Raw genomic sequence first — 22,458 nt, 5'->3', positions numbered from 1 at the left:
CCCTCATCATTAATTATTAGAGTTAATTTCTCTTTCACGAACTACAGTTTTCATACGAGCAATTGCCTTACGAACCTCGCGGATACGAGCAGTGTTCTCTAATTGTCCTGTAGCTAATTGGAAACGAAGGTTGAATAACTCTTCTTTAAGAGATTTCACTTTTAATTCAATTTCAGCAGTGGTAAGATCGCGAATCTCATTAGTTTTCATTAGAATCACCACCATTGTCTTCACGTTTTACAAACTTACATTTAACTGGTAATTTGTGAGCTGCTAAGCGTAGTGCTTCACGAGCTACTTCTTCAGATACACCAGCGATTTCGAACATAATTTTTCCTGGTTTAACGACTGCTACCCAACCTTCAGGAGCACCTTTACCGCTACCCATACGAACCTCAAGAGGTTTAGCTGTGTAAGGTTTAGAAGGGAAGATTTTAATCCATACTTTACCGCCACGTTTCATGTAACGAGTCATTGCACGACGCGCTGCTTCAATTTGACGGTTAGTAATCCAAGAAGCTTCAGTAGATTGTAAACCGAATTCACCAAATGCTACTTCAGTACCACCTTTGGCACGTCCACGCATTTTTCCACGATGCTCTCTTCTATATTTAACACGTTTAGGCATTAACATAATTAATTTCCTCCTTCCTCAGAAGCTTTCTTTTTTGTAGGAAGAACTTCACCTTTGTAGATCCATACTTTTACGCCTAGTTTACCGTATGTTGTATCTGCTTCTGCAGTTGCATAGTCGATATCCGCACGTAATGTATGAAGTGGCACTGTACCTTCACTATATGATTCTGCACGAGCAATATCTGCTCCGCCAAGACGACCAGAAACTTGTGTTTTAATACCTAGTGCACCAGCACGCATAGCACGTTGAAGTACTTGCTTTTGAGCACGACGGAAAGAAACACGGTTTTCTAATTGACGAGCGATGTTTTCAGCTACTAATTTAGCATCAAGATCTGCTCTTTTAATTTCAATGATGTTGATATGAACACGTTTGCCAGTAAGGTTGTTTAAAGCTTTACGAAGAGCTTCAACTTCCGAACCACCTTTACCGATTACCATACCTGGTTTTGCAGTGTGAACTGTAATGTTTACACGATTAGCAGCTCTTTCGATTTCTACTTTAGAAACAGCAGAATCTTTTAAACGAGTGCTGATGTACTCACGAATTTTGATGTCTTCATGTAAAAGATCAGCGTAATCTTTTTCAGCGTACCATTTAGATTCCCAATCTTTAATAATACCAACACGAAGTCCGACTGGATTTACCTTTTGTCCCATCGATTATCCCTCCTTCTTCTCTGATACCACGATTGTAATGTGGCTTGTGCGTTTGTTGATTGCGCTAGCACGTCCTTGTGCACGAGGGCGGAAACGTTTTAAAGTAGCACCTTCATCAACGAATACTTTTTCGATGTATAAGTTATTAACATCCATATCATAGTTATGCTCTGCGTTAGCAATAGCAGATTTTAATAATTTTTCTACAACAGGAGAAGCAGTTTTCGGTGTGTGTCGAAGGATTGCGATCGCTTCGCCAACTTGTTTACCTCGGATTAAATCGACTACTAGACGAACTTTACGAGGAGCGATACGAACTGTTCTCAGTACAGCTTTAGCTTGCATTGGAGTGCCTCCTCTCATTATCTTCTAGTTTTCTTGTCATCCGCATCGTGACCTTTATAAGTACGAGTTGGAGCAAATTCACCAAGTTTGTGACCTACCATATCTTCCGATACATATACAGGTACGTGTTTACGACCATCGTATACTGCAATAGTATGTCCGATAAATTGTGGGAAAATAGTCGAACGACGTGACCAAGTTTTAACAACTTGCTTAGAGTCAGTCTCGTTTAATTTCTCAACTTTAGCTAATAAGTGATCATCAATAAATGGACCTTTTTTCAGGCTGCGTCCCATTGTGGTACCTCCCTTCGTGATTGACCTACGGTTCTAGTGAACCGTAGCACAATCGCGTTATTTTTTACGACGACGAACGATAAACTTGTCTGACGCTTTGTTTTTCTTACGAGTTTTATAACCAAGAGTTGGTTTACCCCATGGAGACATTGGTGATTTACGTCCGATTGGAGAACGTCCTTCACCACCACCGTGTGGGTGATCAACTGGGTTCATTACAGATCCACGTACAGTTGGGCGTTTACCCATCCAACGAGAACGACCTGCTTTACCGATGTTAATAAGTTCGTGATGCTCGTTACCAACTTGACCTACTGTCGCGCGGCAAGTTGCTAATATCATACGTACTTCACCAGAGTTTAAACGAACTAGTACATAACGATCTTCTTTACCTAATACTTGAGCAGAAGTACCAGCTGAACGTACTAATTGTCCTCCACGGCCTGGTTTTAACTCGATGTTGTGGATTGTAGTACCTACTGGAATGTTAACAAGTGGTAAAGCGTTACCTACTTTAATATCAGCTTCAGGACCTGAAACGATTTCCATTCCTACTACTAAGTTTTTAGGAGCTAGGATGTAACGTTTTTCTCCATCAGCGTAGTTAATTAACGCAATGTTTGCAGAACGGTTTGGATCGTACTCGATTGTAGCAACGCGTCCTGGTATACCATCTTTATCTCGTTTGAAATCGATGATACGGTATTGACGTTTGTGTCCACCACCTTGGTGACGAACAGTAATTTTACCTTGGTTATTACGGCCAGCTTTTTTGTTAAGTGGAGCTAGTAATGATTTTTCTGGTTTGTCAGTAGTGATCTCAGCAAAATCATTAGTAGTCATACCACGGCGACCGTTAGTGGTTGGTTTATACTTTTTGATTCCCATCGTAATTTCCCTCCTTTTCTAGTAGTTAGTATTAAACGCCTTCGAATAATGTAATTTCTTGGCTATCAGCAGTTAATTTAACGATTGCTTTTCTACGACGGTTTGTGTAACCAGCATGTTTACCCATACGTTTAAACTTACCTTTGTAGTTCATTACGTTAACTTTTTCTACTTTAACACCGAAGATTGCTTCAACAGCATCTTTAACTTCAGTTTTATTAGCTCTTACATCTACTTCAAAAGTGTATTTTTTTTCAGCGATTGCTTCCATAGAAGCTTCAGTGATAACTGGGCGTTTGATAATATCACGAGGATCCTTCATTACGCAAGCACCTCCTCTACTTTTTCCACCGCAGCTTTAGTCATGATTAATGTATCATGATGTAAAACGTCGATTACGTTTACTTCATTTGCTGCAAGAACTGTGATTCCAGGAATATTGCGAGCAGATAAAGCTACGTTTTCATTTAGGTCAGCTGTTACGATTAAAACTTTCTTAGCAACTGATAAGCCAGTTAATACAGTAACCATATCTTTTGTTTTTGGTGCGTTTAACGCTAAATCTTCAAGAACTAACATATTTTGTTCTAATACTTTAGTTGATAATGCAGATTTAATCGCTAAGCGACGTACCTTTTTAGGTAATTTATAAGAATATGATCTTGGAGTTGGACCGAATACGATACCACCACCACGCCATTGTGGAGAACGGATTGAACCTTGACGAGCACGTCCAGTTCCTTTTTGTCTCCATGGTTTACGACCACCACCACGTACTTCAGAACGTGTTTTAACTTTGTGAGTACCTTGACGTAAAGATGCACGTTGCATCATTACAGCATCAAATAAAGCATGTTCGTTTGGAGCGATTCCGAATACAGCATCAGCTAATTCGATTTCTCCTACTTGAACGCCTGTTTGATTAAACATAGTAACTTTAGGCATTTTATTTCCTCCTTTCTTCTAAATTAATTATTTAGATTTAACCGCAGTACGGATTGTTACGTAAGATTTTTTAGAACCTGGTACATTACCTTTTACTAAAAGTAAGTTACGTTCAACGTCAACTTTAACGATTTGTAGGTTTTGTACAGTTACTTTTTCTCCACCCATTTGACCAGGTAAAGCTTTGTTTTTGAATACACGGTTCGGAGCAACAGGACCCATTGAACCTGGACGACGGTGGTAACGAGAACCGTGAGACATTGGTCCACGAGATTGTCCGTGGCGCTTAATGCTACCTTGGAATCCTTTACCTTTTGAAGTTCCAGTTACATCAACGATGTCACCATTTGCAAAAATATCTACTTTGACTTCTTGACCAACTTCATAAGCCGATACGTCAGCGTTGCGAAGTTCACGAACGAAGCGCTTAGGTGCAGTGTTTGCTTTAGCAGAGTGCCCTTTTTCTGGTTTGTTAGCTAATTTTTCACGTTTGTCAGCGAAACCGATTTGGATAGCTTCGTAGCCATCAGTTTCAGTAGTTTTCTTTTGTAAAACCACGTTTGGAGTAGCTTCGATTACAGTTACTGGAATTAACTCGCCGTTTTCAGCAAATACTTGTGTCATACCGATCTTTTTCCCTAAGATTCCTTTAGTCATAAGTCACACCTCCTGAATTTATATATAATGTTATTAAAGTTTGATTTCAATATCAACGCCAGATGGTAAATCTAGTCTCATTAATGAATCAACTGTTTGTGGAGTTGGATTCACGATATCGATTAAACGTTTGTGAGTGCGCATTTCGAATTGCTCACGAGAATCTTTGTATTTATGAACTGCACGAAGGATCGTGTAAATTGATTTCTCAGTTGGTAACGGAATCGGACCAGATACAGAAGCACCAGAACGTTTCGCTGTTTCAACGATTTTCTCTGCAGATTGATCTAAAATACGGTGATCATAAGCTTTTAAACGAATACGAATTTTTTCTTTTGCCATAATTTTCCCTCCTTTTTCGCCTATTTAAATAATAGACATACTCCATGGAAATTTCCTTACACTCGCCATGGCAAAGCGGCCGGGTGTATCAGCAACCTTCCATTTCTACGCAGTCAAAGACCAACATCATCTATTATACATAAAAAATAATGCTATTGCAAGCATTTGTTATAAGTTTAGATAAATAATGTTCTCGTCGTCTTCAGTACTTAGTTATTATATTATCTTCAATTGTTAAAATCAAGCAAGAAACGGTTTTAATGCATATTTTAAATATTTCCAATTTACTTATAAAAAAAAGCTTAGAAGAATAGATCTTCTAAGCTTTTAAGTTTAATTATTCAACGATTGTAGCAACTACGCCAGCGCCTACAGTACGTCCACCCTCACGGATAGAGAACTTAGTTCCTTCTTCAACAGCGATTGCGTTGATTAACTCAACAGTCATTTCGATGTTGTCGCCAGGCATAACCATTTCAACGCCTTCTGGTAATTGGATGATACCAGTTACGTCAGTTGTACGGAAATAGAATTGTGGACGGTAGTTAGCGAAGAATGGAGTGTGACGTCCACCTTCTTCTTTAGATAAAACGTAAACTTCAGCTTTGAACTTAGTGTGTTGTTTAACTGAACCTGGTTTAGCTAAAACTTGACCACGTTGGATATCGTCACGAGCAACCCCACGAAGAAGTGCACCGATGTTATCTCCAGCTTCTGCTTGGTCAAGAAGTTTACGGAACATTTCAACACCTGTTACAGTAGTTGATTTTGGTTCTTCAACAAGACCGATGATTTCTACTACGTCACCAACTTTAACGATACCACGCTCAACACGACCAGTAGCAACTGTTCCACGACCAGTGATTGAGAATACGTCCTCAACTGGCATTAAGAAAGGCTTGTCAGTTTCACGAGCTGGTGTTGGAATGTAAGAATCAACTTCAGCCATTAATTCATGGATTTTAGCTTCCCACTCAGCATCTCCTTCAAGAGCTTTAAGTGCAGAACCTTTGATTACAGGAATGTCATCGCCAGGGAATTCGTATTCTGATAATAGATCACGGATTTCCATTTCAACTAATTCAAGTAATTCTTCGTCGTCAACCATATCACATTTGTTCATGAATACTACGATGTAAGGTACACCTACTTGACGAGATAAAAGAATGTGCTCACGAGTTTGAGGCATTGGACCATCAGCAGCAGATACTACTAAGATACCGCCGTCCATTTGAGCAGCACCAGTGATCATGTTTTTAACATAGTCAGCGTGTCCTGGGCAGTCAACGTGTGCATAGTGACGAGTTTCTGTTTCGTACTCAACGTGTGCAGTAGAGATTGTGATACCACGCTCTCTTTCTTCTGGAGCACCATCGATTTGATCGTAAGCGCGAGCTTCAGCTCCACCTACTTTAGCTAATACAGTTGTAATAGCAGCAGTTAATGTAGTTTTACCATGGTCAACGTGTCCGATTGTACCAATGTTAACGTGTGGTTTTACACGTTCGAATTTAGCTTTACCCATTGTAAAAATCCTCCTTATAATTAAGAAAATTAATTTTTAGTTTTATTATTATGCCACAAAGGGTGAAACACCCTTTGTAGCTAACATAAATAGTTATACATGATGAGAACTAAATAATCAATTACTCACCTTTATATTTTTTGATAATTTCTTCTGAGATTGATTTTGGTACATCTTCGTAATGGTCAAATACCATTGAGAACGTTCCACGACCTTGAGTGTTAGAACGTAATGAAGTTGCATAACCAAACATTTCAGAAAGAGGTACCATTGCACGTACAACTTGAGCGTTTCCACGTGCTTCCATACCTTCAACGCGTCCACGACGAGAAGTAATATCACCCATGATATCTCCTAAGTATTCCTCAGGGATAACAACTTCTACTTTCATTAATGGTTCAAGTAGAACTGGGTTACATTTCTTAACAGCATTTTTAAGAGCTAATGAAGCAGCTACTTTAAACGCCATTTCGTTTGAGTCAACATCATGGTATGATCCATCGAATAATTTCGCTTTAATGTCAATTAGTGGGAATCCAGCTAATACACCATTTTTAAGAGAATCTTCAAGACCTGCAGCTACAGCTGGGATGTATTCACGAGGAACAACACCACCAACGATTGCGTTTTCAAATTCGAAGCCTTTTCCTTCTTCGTTTGGTGAGAATTCAATCCAAACGTGTCCGAATTGTCCACGTCCACCTGATTGACGAACGAATTTTCCTTCTACTTGTGCAGAAGAACGGAAAGTTTCACGGTATGCTACTTGAGGAGCACCTACGTTAGCTTCTACTTTGAATTCACGACGCATACGGTCAACGATGATATCAAGGTGAAGCTCACCCATACCAGCAATGATTACTTGACCAGTTTCTTGGTCAGTATGTGCACGGAATGTTGGATCTTCTTCAGTTAATTTTACTAATGCTTGACCCATTTTATCTTGGTCAGCTTTAGATTTTGGCTCAATCGCAATTGAGATAACTGGATCAGGGAATTCCATAGACTCAAGAATTACTAGATTCTTTTCATCACATAAAGTATCACCAGTTGTAGTATCTTTAAGACCTACAGCTGCTGCGATATCTCCAGCATATACTTTCGAAATCTCTTGACGAGAGTTAGCATGCATTTGTAGGATACGACCTACACGCTCGCGCTTACCTTTTGTAGAGTTTTGAACGTATGAACCAGATTCTAACGTACCTGAGTATACTCGGAAGAACGTTAATTTACCAACATAAGGATCAGTCATGATTTTGAAAGCTAATGCTGCGAAAGGCTCTTCATCACTTGATGGAACTACTCTCTCTTCATCAGTATCAGGTAATGTTCCTTTGATAGCTGGTACATCTAATGGAGATGGTAAGTAATCAATTACTGCGTCAAGCATTAATTGAACACCTTTGTTTTTGAAAGCAGAACCACATACTACTGGGTAGAATTGTACTGAACATGTAGCTGTACGAATAGCAGCTTTTAATTCAGGAATTGTGATTTCTTCACCTTCAAGATATTTCATCATTAATTCTTCGTCAAGTTCAGCTACCGCTTCGACTAAACGACCACGGTACTCTTCAGCTAGTTCTTGATATTCTTCTGGAATTTCGATAGTTTCAATGTCAGTTCCTAAGTCGTTATTGTACTTAATAGCTTTCATTTCAACTAGGTCAACAATGCCCCAGAAGTTATCTTCAGCACCCATCGCTAATTGGATTGGGTGTGCGTTAGCTTGTAAACGGTCATGTAAAGTACCTACAGAGTATAAGAAATCCGCGCCGATTTTATCCATTTTGTTAACGAATACTACACGTGGAACTCCGTAAGTAGTTGCTTGACGCCAAACTGTTTCAGTTTGAGGCTCAACACCTGATTGTGCATCAAGTACTGCTACTGCGCCATCAAGTACACGTAGTGAACGTTCAACTTCTACAGTGAAGTCTACGTGACCTGGAGTGTCAATGATATTTACACGGTGGTTATTCCACTGAGCTGTTGTAGCAGCAGAAGTGATAGTGATACCACGTTCTTGCTCTTGCTCCATCCAGTCCATTTGTGAAGCTCCTTCATGAGTTTCACCAATTTTGTGAATACGACCTGTGTAATAAAGGATACGCTCAGTTGTTGTTGTTTTACCAGCATCAATGTGAGCCATGATCCCGATATTACGAGTGTTATTTAAGGAGAACTCTCTTGTCATCAGGGTTCTTTCTCCCTTCCAGTATTAGTTAGGATTTTTTAGTACAAGAAAAAGTTATTCCTATACATACCTCATGTTATTAAGTTAAGCAAGCACTACAATCAAAGAACAATTATGATCCTAAGTTATGTAATCCGACGTTCACCTATTTAATCTAGCAAGCTAAATTAGAAATAGGTGAACGACTTAACCAACATTCATTATGTGCAGAAATAACTAAATTGCTTTTAATCTTACCAACGGTAGTGAGCAAACGCTTTGTTCGCTTCTGCCATTTTATGTGTATCTTCACGTTTCTTAACTGCAGAACCTGAGTTGTTAGCTGCGTCAAGAATTTCGTTAGCTAAACGCTCTTCCATCGTTTTTTCTCCACGAAGACGAGCATAGTTTACTAACCAACGTAGACCTAGAGTAGTACGACGCTCTGGACGTACCTCAACTGGTACTTGGTAGTTAGAACCACCAACACGACGAGCTCTTACTTCTAGAACTGGCATGATATTTTTAAGAGCTGCTTCGAATACTTCCATTGGTTCTTTACCAGAACGTTCTTGGATTAATTCAAATGCTCCGTATAAGATAGCTTGAGATTTTCCTCTTTTTCCGTCAATCATCATTTTGTTGATTAAACGAGAAACTAACTTTGAATTATAAAGCGGATCTGGTAATACATCTCTTTTTGCAACAGGACCTTTACGTGGCATGTTATTTCCTCCTTTCGGCTAGTTGTAATTTATTACTTCTTAGCTGCTTTTGGTCTCTTAGTTCCGTATTTAGAACGACCTTGCATACGTTTGTCAACACCTGCAGTATCTAATGCACCACGAACGATATGGTAACGTACCCCCGGTAAATCCTTTACACGTCCACCACGGATAAGAACAACACTGTGCTCTTGTAAGTTGTGTCCGATACCTGGGATATAAGCAGTTACCTCGATTTGGTTTGTTAAACGTACACGAGCATATTTACGTAATGCTGAGTTCGGTTTCTTTGGAGTCATAGTACCAACACGAGTACAAACACCACGTTTTTGTGGAGCTGATAAATCAGTTGATTTTTTCTTTAATGAGTTGAAACCTTTATTTAATGCTGGTGATTTTGATTTCCATACTTTAGAAGTACGTCCATTACGCACTAACTGGTTAATAGTAGGCATGAGTTTTCCTCCCTTCAAATATTTATAAGACCACACATCCAGGTGGTTCATAATAAGTTGAAAACAAAGTTTTTGCAAGAAGGAAGAAGCCTCCCCTCTCACAAAAACAGTTTTAACTGTATATTCCTAAATTAGCCCCGGATCTAACCTGCTTAGATTAGCAGTGCTATTGTCTAGGAGCAACCTTGAATATAATATCATTTTTCATCAAATGATGTCAACTCAAGTTTTAAAATATTTTAAGATTATTTTTCAACTAATACTTCTTCGTTCATTTCAACTGATTCATTTAAATCTTTAACAAGATCTACTTTACGGTATCTGTTCATACCAGTACCAGCTGGAACCAACTTACCTATAATAACATTCTCTTTCAATCCTAGCAACTCATCACGTTTTCCTTTAATCGCAGCGTCTGTTAATACACGCGTTGTTTCTTGGAATGATGCAGCAGAAAGGAATGAGTCTGTTTCTAATGAAGCTTTTGTAATACCTAGTAATAATGGGCGTGCAGTAGCTGGTTGTTTACCTGCATATAAAGCTTCTTTATTTGCTTCAGTAAACTGGTGAAGCTCTAATAATGTACCAGGTAATAAATCAGTTTCGCCTGCATCCATTACACGAACTTTCTTCAACATTTGACGTACCATTACCTCTACGTGCTTGTCACCAATTTCTACCCCTTGCATACGGTATACTTTTTGTACTTCACGTAGTAAGTATTCTTGAACAGCATTTGTACCTTTTACTTTTAGAAGTTCTTTAGGATCAATTGAACCTTCAGTCATTACTTGACCGCGTTCAATCGTTTCACCTTCTTGAACTTTTAGTCTTGCGCCATAAGGAACTGGGTAGTTTCTAGTTTCTACTGAGCCTTGAACAATAATTTCTTGTTTATCTTTCGCGTCAGTAGAAATTGAAATAATACCATCAATTTCAGAAATAACCGCTTGACCTTTAGGATTACGTGCTTCAAATAGCTCTTGAATACGAGGTAAACCTTGAGTAATATCGTCTCCTGCTACCCCACCTGTATGGAATGTACGCATCGTTAACTGTGTACCAGGTTCACCGATTGATTGTGCAGCGATAATACCTACTGCCTCACCAACTTCAACCTCAGCACCTGTAGCTAAGTTACGGCCATAACATTTTTTACATACTCCATGGTTAGTATTACATGTGAACGCAGAACGGATATTAACTTCTTCAATACCAGCATCAATAATTTCACGAGCTAAGTCTTCTGTGATTAAATCGTTCTCTTGAGCAAGTAACACACCTGTTTCTGGGTGGCGTATCGTTGAACGTAAATGACGACCTACTAAACGATCGTATAATCCCTCAATAATTTCGTTACCTTCTTTAATTGCTTTAACGTGTAATCCACGGTCAGTACCACAATCATCTTGACGAACGATTACATCTTGTGCAACGTCAACTAGACGACGAGTTAAGTAACCTGAATCGGCAGTTTTTAGTGCTGTATCGGCAAGACCTTTACGTGCACCGTGTGTAGAGATGAAGTATTCAAGTACCGTCAGACCTTCACGGAATGAAGATTTGATTGGTAACTCAATAATACGACCAGCCGGGTTGGCCATTAGACCACGCATACCAGCAAGCTGAGTAAAGTTTGATGCGTTACCACGGGCACCAGAGTCACTCATCATAAAGATTGGGTTACGTTTATTTAGGGAAGCCATCAGTTTGCCTTGAATAACATCCTTTGCATCACTCCAAATTGCGATTACACGATCGTAACGCTCATCTTCTGTGATTAAACCACGGCGGAATTGTTTTAGAACTTTATCTACTTTTTCTTGAGCTTCAGCAATAATTAATTGCTTCTCAGGTAATACGATGATATCGGATACACCAACTGTAATACCAGCTTTAGTAGAGTGTCTAAATCCAAGATCCTTCATGCGGTCTAGCATTTTAGATGTTTCAGTAATTTTGAAACGTTTAAATACTTCAGCGATGATATTTCCAAGTATTTTCTTTTTGAAAGGAGCAATTTCTTCTCTACTTTCAATAATCTCTTTAATATTCGCACCTTTAGCCACGAAATACATTTGAGGAGTTTCCTTCTCAAGGTTACTCTGAGTAGGTTCATTAATATATGGGAACGAAGTAGGCAAGATTTCATTGAAGATTAGCTTACCAACCGTTGTGATTAATAATGAATTATTTTGTTCTTCAGTAAATGTTTCGTTATTTAACGAATTTGCTGCAACAGCAACACGAGAATGTAAATGTACATAACCATTTTGATATGCAATTAACGCCTCATTGATATCTTTAAATACCATACCTTCACCGACTGCGCCTGCACGCTCAAGAGTTAAGTAATAGTTACCTAGTACCATATCTTGAGATGGTGTAACTACTGGTTTACCATCTTTCGGGTTCAGGATGTTTTGTGCTGCAAGCATTAGGATACGAGCTTCTGCTTGTGCTTCACTTGATAACGGTACGTGAACAGCCATTTGGTCACCATCAAAATCGGCATTGTATGCAGTACATACAAGTGGATGTAGACGGATTGCACGGCCTTCTACTAATGTAGGTTCGAACGCTTGGATACCAAGTCTGTGCAGAGTTGGGGCACGGTTTAGTAACACCGGATGCTCACGAATAACTGATTCTAATACATCCCAAATTTCAGGGTGTAAACGCTCAATTTTACGTTTCGCAGACTTAATGTTATGTGCTAATCCACGCTCTACTAATTCTTTCATCACGAATGGCTTGAATAATTCAATTGCCATTTCTTTTGGTAATCCACATTGATACATTTGTAAGTTTGGTCCTACAACGATAACCGAACGGCCAGAGTAGTCAACACGTTTACCAAGTAAGTTTTGACGGAAACGTCCTTGCTTACCTTTAAGCATGTGAGAAAGAGATTTTAATGGACGGTTACCTGGTCCAGTAACTGGACGGCCACGGCGACCATTGTCAATTAACGCATCAACTGCCTCTTGAAGCATACGTTTTTCGTTTTGTACGATAATGCTTGGTGCACCAAGGTCTAATAAACGTTTTAAACGGTTGTTACGGTTAATTACACGACGATATAAATCGTTTAGATCAGAAGTTGCAAAACGTCCACCATCTAATTGAACCATTGGTCGTAATTCAGGTGGGATTACTGGTAGCACATCTAAGATCATCCAAGAAGGCTCATTACCAGAGTTACGGAATGCTTCTAAAACTTCTAAACGTTTAATTGCTCTTGTACGACGTTGACCTTGAGCAGTTTTTAACTCCTCTTTTAATGAATCAACATCTTTTTCAAGATTAATATCGCTTAATAGTTTTTTAATTGCCTCAGCACCCATAGATGCTTGGAAAGTTTGACCGTAACGCTCACGATAAGCACGGAACTCTTTCTCAGAAAGCAATTGTTTCTTTTCTAAAGGAGTATCCCCAGCTTCTGTTACTACGTAAGAAGCAAAGTAGATTACTTCTTCCAGAGCACGAGGGGACATGTCTAAAACAAGTCCCATTCGGCTTGGAATACCTTTGAAATACCAAATATGTGATACTGGTGCAGCTAATTCGATATGACCCATACGCTCACGACGTACTTTTGCACGAGTTACTTCAACTCCACAACGATCACAAACTACACCTTTATAACGTACACGTTTATATTTTCCGCAGTGACATTCCCAATCTTTCGTAGGACCGAAAATGCGTTCACAGAAAAGACCATCTTTTTCAGGTTTTAATGTACGGTAGTTAATTGTTTCAGGTTTTTTAATTTCCCCGTATGACCACGAGCGAATTTTGTCAGGCGATGCAAGTCCGATCTTCATATACTCGAAATTATTTACATCTATCAAGGGGCCTACCTCCCTTTCTGTCCTAAGGTTTTACCCTATATAATACTTATTCTTTTACGTATTCCATATCCATCGCTAAATGTTCTGAAGTTTGATCATCATCATCTTCAGTATCACGCATTTCAATTTCTTCGTCTGTAGCAGACATCATCTTAACATCCATACCAAGTGACTGTAATTCTTTAATTAATACTTTGAATGATTCAGGAACACCTGGTTCTGGTACATTTTCACCTTTAACGATTGCTTCATATGTTTTCACACGTCCAACAACGTCATCAGATTTAACTGTTAAGATTTCTTGTAATGTGTAAGCAGCACCGTATGCTTCAAGTGCCCAAACCTCCATCTCACCAAAACGTTGTCCACCGAATTGCGCTTTACCACCAAGTGGTTGTTGTGTTACAAGTGAGTAAGGTCCTGTTGAACGAGCATGTAGCTTATCGTCAACCATGTGTGCAAGTTTAATCATATACATGACACCAACAGATACACGGTTATCGAATGGCTCACCTGTACGTCCATCATAAAGTACAGTTTTCGCATCACGTGCCATACCAGCTTCTTCAATTGTTCCCCAAACATCTTCCTCACGCGCTCCGTCAAATACTGGAGAAGCAACATGAATGCCAAGATATCTTGCAGCCATACCTAAGTGTAGCTCTAATACCTGACCAATGTTCATACGAGAAGGTACCCCTAAAGGATTTAACATGATATCAACTGGCGTTCCATCAGGTAAGAATGGCATATCTTCTTCTGGTAAAATACGAGAGATAACCCCTTTATTACCATGTCGTCCAGCCATTTTATCCCCTTCAGAGATTTTACGTTTCTGAACGATATAAACACGAACAAGTTGGTTTACTCCTGGTGGTAATTCATCACCGTTTTCACGAGTGAATACTTTCACATCAAGAATAATTCCGCCTCCACCGTGTGGAACACGTAAAGAGGTATCACGAACTTCACGAGCTTTTTCACCGAAGATTGCATGTAGAAGACGTTCTTCAGCAGTTAATTCAGTTACACCTTTAGGCGTTACTTTACCAACTAATAAATCGCCATCTTTTACTTCTGCACCAATTCGGATAATTCCACGCTCATCAAGATTTTTAAGTGCATCTTCACCAACGTTTGGAATATCACGAGTGATTTCTTCAGGTCCTAATTTTGTATCACGAGCTTCTGATTCATATTCTTCAATATGAACTGAAGTGTAAACATCTTCTTTAACAAGACGGCGACTCATAATGATCGCATCCTCGTAGTTGTAACCATCCCATGTCATGAACGCTACTAATACGTTACGTCCTAGTGCTAATTCACCTTTTTCCATTGAAGGTCCATCTGCAAGAATTTCGCCTCTTACTACTTCGTCACCAACACTTACGATTGGGCGTTGGTTATAACAAGTACCTTGGTTAGAACGTACGAATTTTAACATACGATATTTATCAAGGTCACCTTTAACTTTTTGTCCATCTACTTCTAAGTAGCGACGTACCCAAACTTCTTTCGCTTCAACACGTTCAACGATACCTGGGTGTTTACAAATTACTGCAGCACCTGAGTCTTTTGCTGAAACGTATTCCATACCTGTACCTACGATTGGAGATTCAGGGTTTAATAATGGTACTGCTTGACGTTGCATGTTCGCTCCCATTAGGGCACGGTTTGAGTCATCGTTCTCTAAGAAAGGAATACATGCTGTCGCAGCTGATACTACTTGTTTAGGAGATACATCCATGTAGTCAATACGCTCACGTTTTACAACAGTGTTGTCTCCACGGAAACGAGCAACTACATCTTCATCTAAGAAACTACCATCTTCACCTAAACGAGCATTCGCTTGGGCAACTACATAGTTATCTTCTTCATCAGCAGTTAAATAGTCAATTTTATCAGTTAGACGACCTGTTTCAGGGTCTACACGACGATATGGAGTTTCAATGAAACCAAATTGATTTACTTTTGCATAAGAAGAAAGTGAGTTAATTAATCCGATGTTTGGTCCCTCAGGCGTTTCAATCGGACACATACGACCATAGTGTGAGTAATGAACGTCACGCACTTCAAATCCTGCACGTTCACGTGTTAAACCACCTGGTCCAAGTGCTGATAGTCTTCGTTTATGAGTTAATTCAGCAAGAGGATTTGTTTGGTCCATGAATTGAGATAGCTGTGAACTACCAAAGAATTCTTTAATCGAAGCAATTACAGGGCGAATATTAATTAATGCCTGTGGAGTAACTGCGTTTGTATCTTGAATTGACATACGTTCACGTACTACACGTTCCATACGAGATAGACCGATACGGAATTGGTTTTGAAGTAATTCACCAACTGAACGTAAACGACGATTTCCTAAATGGTCAATATCGTCAGTGTCACCTACGTTATGTAGCAGGTTAAAGAAGTAAGAAATTGAAGCGATGATGTCCGCAGGTGAAATGTTTTTCACACTTTTGCTTACATTCGCATTTCCAATAACTTGAATAACTTGTTCACCATCTTCTACAGGAGCGTAAATTTTAATAGATTGTAAAGTAATCTCATCTTCTAATACACCACCAGCAGGGTGAGCAACTTTTTCACCGATATTCTTTTCTAAGAATGGAAGAATACGGTCTAACGTACGGCGATCAAGAGTTGTCCCTTTTTCTACAATAATTTCACCAGTTTCTGGATCCACTAATGTTTCTGCAATACGTTGGTTAAACAGTCTATTTTTAATGTGTAATTTTTTATTTATTTTGTAGCGTCCAACGCTAGCTAAGTCATAACGCTTCGGATCAAAGAAGCGAGTAATTAATAGGTTTTTAGCGTTTTCTACTGTAGGTGGTTCACCTGGACGTAATCTTTCATAGATTTCAAGAAGCGCTTTTTCAGTGCTATCTGTGTTATCTTTTTCAAGAGTATTACGTAGGTATTCGTTTTCGCCTAATAAGTCTAGAATCTCTTGGTCTGTACCAAACCCAAGCGAACGTAGTAGTACCGTTACAGGTAATTTTCTTGTACGGTCAATACGTACATAAACTACATCCTTCGCGTCCGTTTCGTATTCTAACCAAGCACCACGGTTCGGAATAACTGTAGCCGTAAAACCTTTTTTACCATTTTTGTCGATCTTTCCACTATAGTACACACTTGGAGAACGTACTAATTGTGAAACGATTACACGTTCAGCACCATTAATAATGAATGTGCCTGTGTCCGTCATCAGTGGGAAATCCCCCATGAAAACGTCTTGCTCCTTAACTTCGCCAGTTTCCTTATTTAATAGGCGAACTTTCACTCGAAGTGGAGCAGCGTAGTTTACGTCACGCTCTTTCGATTCTTCTACAACATACTTCGGCTCACCTAGGCTGTAATCAATGAATTCTAATGATAGATTACCTGTGAAATCCTCAATTGGTGAAATGTCTTGGAACATTTCTCTCAAACCTTCATCTAAGAACCATTGGTAAGATGCTGTTTGAATTTCAATTAAGTTAGGTAACTCTAAAACTTCACTGATACGAGCATAACTTCTGCGTTGGCGGTGTCGTCCATATTGAACTAGTTGACCTGTCAACATATTCACCCCTTAAATCAAGAGTATTTAAAACAAAAAAATAGTAACAAATAAGCAGAAAACATCCCTTACTTGTTAAACAAAAAATAAAATGGTTTCAAAATGAAAACCATTTATTAAACTCAACGACAGTCATTTTACTATCATTTCCAAAGAATATAGAAATATACCCACTTTCAAAAAATCATTTTTGAAAATAAATATATATTGGCATTTAATAATACTATCACAAGCAAAAATTACAGTCAATCTTTTTTACTTTTTATGATATAATATCCTTTATCCTTTTTTACTACCTCAACCTCGTCGAAAGTCTCTTTTAATAAATCAAGAGCTGATGACGCTCCTTGCTTCTTTTGTATAACTACCCATAACTCTCCACCAGGAAGTAATTTATCATGAGCCCCTTTTAAAATTTCATGAACAACACTTTTTCCAGCACGAATTGGCGGATTTGTTAAAATAGCCGCATATTCACCTATTACATTTTCATAGATGCTACTTTCATAGATTTTTACATTTTCTATTTTATTTACATTCGCATTTTCTTTCGCTAATTCAATTGCCCTTAAATTCACATCAACCATTTCCACGATTCGACTAGTACAATCTTTTGCGATTGATAATCCTATTGGGCCGTACCCACATCCAACATCTAAAATATTACCTTCAATTTCTGGAAATGTGAATGCGTTAATTAAAACACGGGATCCAAAGTCAACTTCATTCCTAGAAAAAACACCCGAATCAGATTGGAATTTCAAATCATTACCTCTCAGAGTAAACGAAAATACCTTTTTATCAGTTTTACTATTCGGTTGATTTGTAAAATAATGATCTGCCATAAAAAAATCCTTCTTCCATAAATATACTTATCAACAGTCTTTCCAAAAGTAATCCCATATGTACAAAAAAAGCTCGCATAAATGCGAGCTTTTCTAAAAACTTTTAGAAATTACTTAACTTCTACGTTAGCGCCAACTTCTTCAAGTTTAGCTTTCATTTCTTCAGCTTCTTCTTTGCTGATTCCTTCTTTAATTGCTTTAGGAGTGTTGTCAACTAATTCTTTAGCTTCTTTTAATCCTAAACCAGTTAATTCACGAACAACTTTGATTACTTTGATTTTTTGGTCGCCAGGGCTAGCTAATACTAAATCAAATTCAGTTTGCTCAGCAGCAGCTTCAACAGCGCCACCCATCATAGCTACAGGAGCAGCAGCAGTTACGCCGAACTCTTCTTCGATTGCTTTTACTAAGTCATTTAATTCTAATACAGTCATGTTTTTAACTGCTTCAATGATTTGTTCTTTAGTCATTGTTAATTTCCTCCTTGTTTATACCTTTAAATTATATATTTTAAGCGATCTTGGCATTAAGCGCCTTGTTCTTCTTTTTGTTCTGCAACTGCTTTAGTTGCAAGAGCGAAGTTGCGGATTGGTGCTTGTAGCACGCTAAGCAACATAGAAAGTAAACCTTCGCGAGATGGAAGTTCAGCAAGAGCTTTAACTTCTTCAACAGTAGCAACGTTTCCTTCGATTACACCAGCTTTAATTTCTAAAGCTTCATGTTTTTTAGCGAAATCGTTGATTACTTTAGCAGGAGCAATTACATCCTCCATGCTAAACGCGATTGCGTTTGGACCAGTTAATGATTCATTTAAACCAACTAAACCAGCCTCTTCAGCAGCACGACGAGTTAAAGTGTTTTTGTAAACTTTGAACTCAACGCCAGCTTCACGTAATTGCTTACGTAATTCAGTTACTTCAGCAACATTTAAACCACGGTAGTCAACAACAACTGTTGCTTTGCTATCACGTAATTTTGCAGCTACTTCAGTTACAACTTGTTTTTTAGCTTCTAATACTGCGCTCATTTATTACACCTCCTGTGGATTTTAGTGTATATACCGCAAAAGTGTAACCATAGCAAAACCTCCACGAATTTTTCAAAAAAAGACATGGAGGTTGTATATGCACGAATTTATCAGTTATACACCTCGGTAGGATATTAAGCTTAAGCACCTACTGTCTACGGTAGTCTATTTAATTAGCAAGACAATCTCCATTATAGAGAGTTCTTGTCGAATTGTCAACTTTGTTTTTTATCTTAGAAACTAGCTGGATCTACTTTGATACCAGGGCCCATAGTTGAAGTGATTGCAACATTCTTCATGTATGTTCCTTTAGCAGCAGCAGGTTTAACTTTTACCATAGTTTCAAAGATTGTTGTAAAGTTTTCTACTAACTTTTCGTTTTCGAAAGATACTTTACCGATTGGTACGTGAATGTTACCAGCTTTATCAACACGGTATTCAACTTTACCAGCTTTGATTTCGTTAACAGCTTTTGTTACGTCAAATGTAACTGTACCTGTTTTCGGGTTTGGCATTAAACCTTTAGGTCCTAATACACGTCCTAATTTACCAACTTCAGCCATCATGTCTGGAGTTGCTACTACTACATCAAAATCGAACCAACCTTGTTGGATTTTGTTAATCATGTCAGCATCGCCTACGAAATCAGCACCAGCAGCTTCAGCTTCTTTAGCTTTTTCACCTTTAGCGAATACTAATACACGTTGTACTTTACCAGTACCGTGCGGAAGAACTACTGCACCACGAATTTGTTGGTCAGCTTTCTTTGGGTCTACTCCTAAACGGAATGCTACTTCAACTGTTGCATCAAAGTTAACAGTTGTAGTCTTTTTAACAAGTTCAACAGCTTCGTTTACTGCGTAAACAGCTGTACGATCTACTAATTTAATAGCTTCTTGGTATTTTTTACCTTTGTTAGCCATGTTTTATTCCTCCTAATGTGGTTTTAACGGATTTTCCTCCCACGAATAAAGGTTGCGATAAAACACATCAAACGATGTTCGCAACCTCCTCAATCACACCTTATTGAAGATGGGATTAGTCTTCAATAACGATACCCATACTACGTGCAGTACCTTCTACCATACGCATAGCAGCTTCAACAGAAGCAGCATTTAAATCAGGCATTTTTTGTTCAGCAATCTCACGCACTTTATCGCGTTTAACTGTTGCTACTTTTTTACGATTTGGTTCACCTGAACCAGACTCGATACCAGCCGCTACTTTAAGAAGTACAGCAGCAGGAGGAGTTTTCGTAATGAATGTAAACGAACGATCTTCGAATACAGTGATTTCAACAGGAATAATTAGACCAGCTTGGTCAGCTGTACGAGCGTTGAACTCTTTACAGAATCCCATGATGTTAACACCTGCTTGTCCTAGTGCAGGACCAACTGGTGGTGCTGGGTTTGCTTTCCCTGCAGGAATTTGCAATTTTACCATTTTAATTACTTTTTTAGCCACGAGACACACCTCCTTAAGTCCGTGATGTGGTAATGGGGTTTTACACCCTCCCACTCATATCGTTTTGCATTTGCATGCATATTCTTATACAGAAGTTAATACCATCTTTTCGATGCATATTGACCTTTAAAAGTCTAACATTTTCAAATTAAAAATGCAAGGTCTTGTATTATAATTTTTCAACAAGATGTAAATCCAGTTCTACCGGCGTTTCTTTATTAAAGAATTCTACTAACACAGTCACTTTTTTCTTTTCGAAGTCAATTTCTTTAATTGATCCAGTATAATTCGCAAACGGACCTTCTTTTAATCGAACAACTTCATTTACATCTAAATCAAAATCAATTATTTGTTCATCTAGACCCATATGTTTTAGAATATGTGTAATTTCTTCTTCTAAAAGTGGGGTTGGTTTTGAACCAGATCCAGCTGAGCCAACGAAACCAGTTACTCCCGGTGTATTTCGAACTACATACCAAGAATCGTCAGTCATGACTAGTTCAACTAACACATAACCTGGAAACACTTTACGTTTCGTTACTTTTTCTTTACCGTTCTTCATTTCTACTTCTGATTCTTCTGGAACTATTACACGGAAAATTTTATCCTGCATTCCCATTGTTTCTACACGTTTTTCTAAATTAGCTTTTACTTTATTCTCATATCCTGAGTAAGTATGAACTACATACCATCTTTTTTCCATGTTAGAGGACTACTTGTCCTTCCCTCCCCGGTCAACTTTCTTGCAAATTAAAAAACCCGTCACCGGGCTTTTTTTTAAACATTATCACTCATTATAGCACAATTAGTTTTAACTTATTCAAGAATAAGTCGAATTAGTTTAGAAATTCCTGTGTCAATTACAGCGAAGAATACTACAAAGAACAAAACTGTAGCTAATACTGTAACTGTTGAATTAACTAATTCTTTACGTTTAGGCCATGAAACTTTTTTCATTTCACTTTTTACTTCGCGAAAAAACTTACCGATACGACCCACAGATGCAACCCCCATATATACTAGTTTAGAGATTTACGAAACGTCCGCCTTGTCCAAAAATAGTGCATGATCTTTAGTTTATATACAGAATAAGGACATTCGCAATTATCATTTATCTTACTTAATCTATTTTGTTTCTTTATGTGTAGTATGCTCATTGCACGTTTTACAAAACTTTTTCATCTCCAAACGTTCTACAGAAGAGGAATTCTTCATCGTGGAGTAATTTCTATTATTGCAATTAGCGCACGACAGGACAACTTTTTTTCTCATGGTGACACCAACCTAATTCATCTATAATTATCCATTAAGAATGTACCATGCGAACAATAAACTGTCAAACTCATTTCTATACCCTTGTATTCCTATAAATTATTATGAATTACAAAGGAGTTTCTTTGATCTAATTAAACTGACAGTTCTCTTATTTCCATATATCTCTCAAGTTTTCTTTTCACTCTTTGTAAAGCATTATCAATCGATTTCACATGTCTATTTAACTCTTCTGATATTTCTTGGTAAGATCGACCATCTAAATAGAGTGATAATACTTTCCTTTCTAAATCGCTTAATAATTCAGACATTTTAAGCTCTATGTCCACATTTTCTTCTTGATTGATAACAAGTTCCTCTGGATCCATGTTTTTTGTTTCTGTTAAAACATCCAGTAATGTACGATCAGATTCCTCATCATAAATAGGCTTGTCCAATGAAACATAAGAATTTAATGGGATATGCTTTTGTCTAGTTGCTGTTTTAATTGCTGTAATAATTTGTCTTGTAATGCATAATTCTGCAAACGCCTTGAAGGACGAAAGTTTGTCTTCTTTGTAATCACGAATTGCTTTGTATAATCCAATCATACCTTCTTGAATGATGTCTTCACGGTCAGCTCCTATTAGGAAATAAGACCTAGACTTTGCTTTAACGAAATTGCGGTACTTTTGAATTAAAAATGTTAGTGCCTCTTGATCACCTTCTCGAACATATTCGAGAATTACCTCATCTTCTAAAGGGCCATACTCTATCATTAGCTTCA

At 38.2% G+C, this 22,458-nt stretch carries 25 protein-coding genes and 1 other annotated feature; all 25 genes read right to left on the bottom strand.

The features are described from left to right. Positions 1–9 precede the first annotated feature (9 nt). The gene (gene rpmC, locus MY490_RS00750) at positions 10–210 is read right to left on the bottom strand and encodes a 50S ribosomal protein L29 (protein ID WP_056467434.1); all 201 of its coding nucleotides are present in this window, start codon (positions 208–210) and stop codon (positions 10–12) included. Beyond that, the gene (rplP, locus tag MY490_RS00745) at positions 200–634 is read right to left on the bottom strand and encodes a 50S ribosomal protein L16 (RefSeq protein WP_069033611.1); all 435 of its coding nucleotides are present in this window, start codon (positions 632–634) and stop codon (positions 200–202) included. Before rplP ends, rpmC begins: the two co-directional genes overlap by 11 nt. A 2-nt stretch (positions 635–636) precedes the next feature. Beyond that, positions 637–1,296 carry a 30S ribosomal protein S3 gene (gene rpsC / locus MY490_RS00740; protein WP_088014603.1) on the bottom strand — a complete coding sequence of 220 codons (660 nt, stop codon included), beginning with the start codon at positions 1,294–1,296 and terminating at the stop codon, positions 637–639. 3 nt (positions 1,297–1,299) lie between these two features. Beyond that, positions 1,300–1,641: a 50S ribosomal protein L22 gene (gene rplV / locus MY490_RS00735; protein ID WP_056467425.1), complete on the bottom strand. Its 342-nt coding sequence runs from the start codon at positions 1,639–1,641 to the stop codon at positions 1,300–1,302. A gap of 17 nt (positions 1,642–1,658) precedes the next feature. After that, the gene (rpsS, locus tag MY490_RS00730; protein WP_069033610.1) at positions 1,659–1,937 is read right to left on the bottom strand and encodes a 30S ribosomal protein S19; all 279 of its coding nucleotides are present in this window, start codon (positions 1,935–1,937) and stop codon (positions 1,659–1,661) included. 57 nt (positions 1,938–1,994) lie between these two features. After that, entirely contained in the window at positions 1,995–2,825 is an 831-nt protein-coding gene (gene rplB, locus MY490_RS00725) for a 50S ribosomal protein L2 (protein WP_248267600.1), read from the bottom strand. Positions 2,826–2,856: 31 nt separating this feature from the next. Further along, positions 2,857–3,147 carry a 50S ribosomal protein L23 gene (gene rplW, locus MY490_RS00720; protein ID WP_056467416.1) on the bottom strand — a complete coding sequence of 97 codons (291 nt, stop codon included), beginning with the start codon at positions 3,145–3,147 and terminating at the stop codon, positions 2,857–2,859. Continuing rightward, on the bottom strand, positions 3,147–3,770 hold the full coding sequence (gene rplD, locus MY490_RS00715; protein WP_248267599.1) for a 50S ribosomal protein L4: 624 nt from the start codon (positions 3,768–3,770) through the stop codon (positions 3,147–3,149). The genes rplW and rplD overlap by 1 nt, the downstream gene beginning before the upstream one ends. 27 nt (positions 3,771–3,797) lie before the next feature. Further along, on the bottom strand, positions 3,798–4,427 hold the full coding sequence (gene rplC, locus MY490_RS00710; protein WP_056467410.1) for a 50S ribosomal protein L3: 630 nt from the start codon (positions 4,425–4,427) through the stop codon (positions 3,798–3,800). A 33-nt stretch (positions 4,428–4,460) separates the two neighbouring features. Next, positions 4,461–4,769, bottom strand: coding sequence for a 30S ribosomal protein S10 (rpsJ, locus tag MY490_RS00705; RefSeq protein ID WP_088003795.1), 309 nt, complete (start codon positions 4,767–4,769; stop codon positions 4,461–4,463). Between the two features lie 337 nt (positions 4,770–5,106). Next, positions 5,107–6,294, bottom strand: coding sequence for an elongation factor Tu (gene tuf / locus MY490_RS00700; protein WP_088070810.1), 1,188 nt, complete (start codon positions 6,292–6,294; stop codon positions 5,107–5,109). A gap of 121 nt (positions 6,295–6,415) precedes the next feature. Continuing rightward, the gene (gene fusA, locus MY490_RS00695; protein ID WP_248267598.1) at positions 6,416–8,494 is read right to left on the bottom strand and encodes an elongation factor G; all 2,079 of its coding nucleotides are present in this window, start codon (positions 8,492–8,494) and stop codon (positions 6,416–6,418) included. Positions 8,495–8,727: 233 nt separating this feature from the next. Then, a complete protein-coding gene (gene rpsG / locus MY490_RS00690) occupies positions 8,728–9,198 on the bottom strand; it encodes a 30S ribosomal protein S7 (RefSeq protein WP_056467395.1) in 471 nt (156 codons plus the stop codon). Positions 9,199–9,230: 32 nt separating this feature from the next. Beyond that, a complete protein-coding gene (gene rpsL / locus MY490_RS00685) occupies positions 9,231–9,653 on the bottom strand; it encodes a 30S ribosomal protein S12 (protein ID WP_056467392.1) in 423 nt (140 codons plus the stop codon). A gap of 245 nt (positions 9,654–9,898) precedes the next feature. Further along, positions 9,899–13,507 carry a DNA-directed RNA polymerase subunit beta' gene (gene rpoC / locus MY490_RS00680; RefSeq protein WP_114346994.1) on the bottom strand — a complete coding sequence of 1,203 codons (3,609 nt, stop codon included), beginning with the start codon at positions 13,505–13,507 and terminating at the stop codon, positions 9,899–9,901. Positions 13,508–13,553: 46 nt separating this feature from the next. Further along, entirely contained in the window at positions 13,554–17,084 is a 3,531-nt protein-coding gene (rpoB, locus tag MY490_RS00675; RefSeq protein WP_248267597.1) for a DNA-directed RNA polymerase subunit beta, read from the bottom strand. Between the two features lie 245 nt (positions 17,085–17,329). Beyond that, positions 17,330–17,929, bottom strand: coding sequence for a class I SAM-dependent methyltransferase (locus MY490_RS00670; RefSeq protein ID WP_248267596.1), 600 nt, complete (start codon positions 17,927–17,929; stop codon positions 17,330–17,332). Positions 17,930–18,039: 110 nt separating this feature from the next. After that, positions 18,040–18,399, bottom strand: coding sequence for a 50S ribosomal protein L7/L12 (gene rplL / locus MY490_RS00665; protein ID WP_069033604.1), 360 nt, complete (start codon positions 18,397–18,399; stop codon positions 18,040–18,042). 56 nt (positions 18,400–18,455) lie between these two features. Continuing rightward, positions 18,456–18,956, bottom strand: a complete 501-nt coding sequence (gene rplJ / locus MY490_RS00660) for a 50S ribosomal protein L10 (protein ID WP_248267595.1) — start codon at positions 18,954–18,956, stop codon at positions 18,456–18,458. Between the two features lie 43 nt (positions 18,957–18,999). Further along, positions 19,000–19,135, bottom strand: a sequence feature (ribosomal protein L10 leader region). A 54-nt stretch (positions 19,136–19,189) separates the two neighbouring features. Beyond that, positions 19,190–19,879, bottom strand: coding sequence for a 50S ribosomal protein L1 (gene rplA, locus MY490_RS00655; RefSeq protein WP_056467376.1), 690 nt, complete (start codon positions 19,877–19,879; stop codon positions 19,190–19,192). Between the two features lie 115 nt (positions 19,880–19,994). Then, entirely contained in the window at positions 19,995–20,420 is a 426-nt protein-coding gene (gene rplK, locus MY490_RS00650) for a 50S ribosomal protein L11 (protein WP_056467373.1), read from the bottom strand. A gap of 169 nt (positions 20,421–20,589) precedes the next feature. Next, positions 20,590–21,123, bottom strand: a complete 534-nt coding sequence (gene nusG, locus MY490_RS00645; protein WP_088014615.1) for a transcription termination/antitermination protein NusG — start codon at positions 21,121–21,123, stop codon at positions 20,590–20,592. A gap of 113 nt (positions 21,124–21,236) precedes the next feature. Further along, positions 21,237–21,434 carry a preprotein translocase subunit SecE gene (gene secE, locus MY490_RS00640; protein ID WP_248267594.1) on the bottom strand — a complete coding sequence of 66 codons (198 nt, stop codon included), beginning with the start codon at positions 21,432–21,434 and terminating at the stop codon, positions 21,237–21,239. A gap of 111 nt (positions 21,435–21,545) precedes the next feature. After that, on the bottom strand, positions 21,546–21,692 hold the full coding sequence (rpmG, locus tag MY490_RS00635; protein WP_082459366.1) for a 50S ribosomal protein L33: 147 nt from the start codon (positions 21,690–21,692) through the stop codon (positions 21,546–21,548). Between the two features lie 134 nt (positions 21,693–21,826). Continuing rightward, positions 21,827–22,450, bottom strand: a complete 624-nt coding sequence (sigH, locus tag MY490_RS00630) for an RNA polymerase sporulation sigma factor SigH (RefSeq protein WP_088014634.1) — start codon at positions 22,448–22,450, stop codon at positions 21,827–21,829. Positions 22,451–22,458: the final 8 nt, after the last annotated feature.

It is taken from the genome of Gottfriedia acidiceleris (assembly GCF_023115465.1).
Lineage (GTDB): Bacteria > Bacillota > Bacilli > Bacillales > Bacillaceae_G > Gottfriedia > Gottfriedia acidiceleris_B.
Note: the sequence above shows the minus strand (reverse complement) of the source record. Positions and strands in the feature narration are given on the sequence as shown.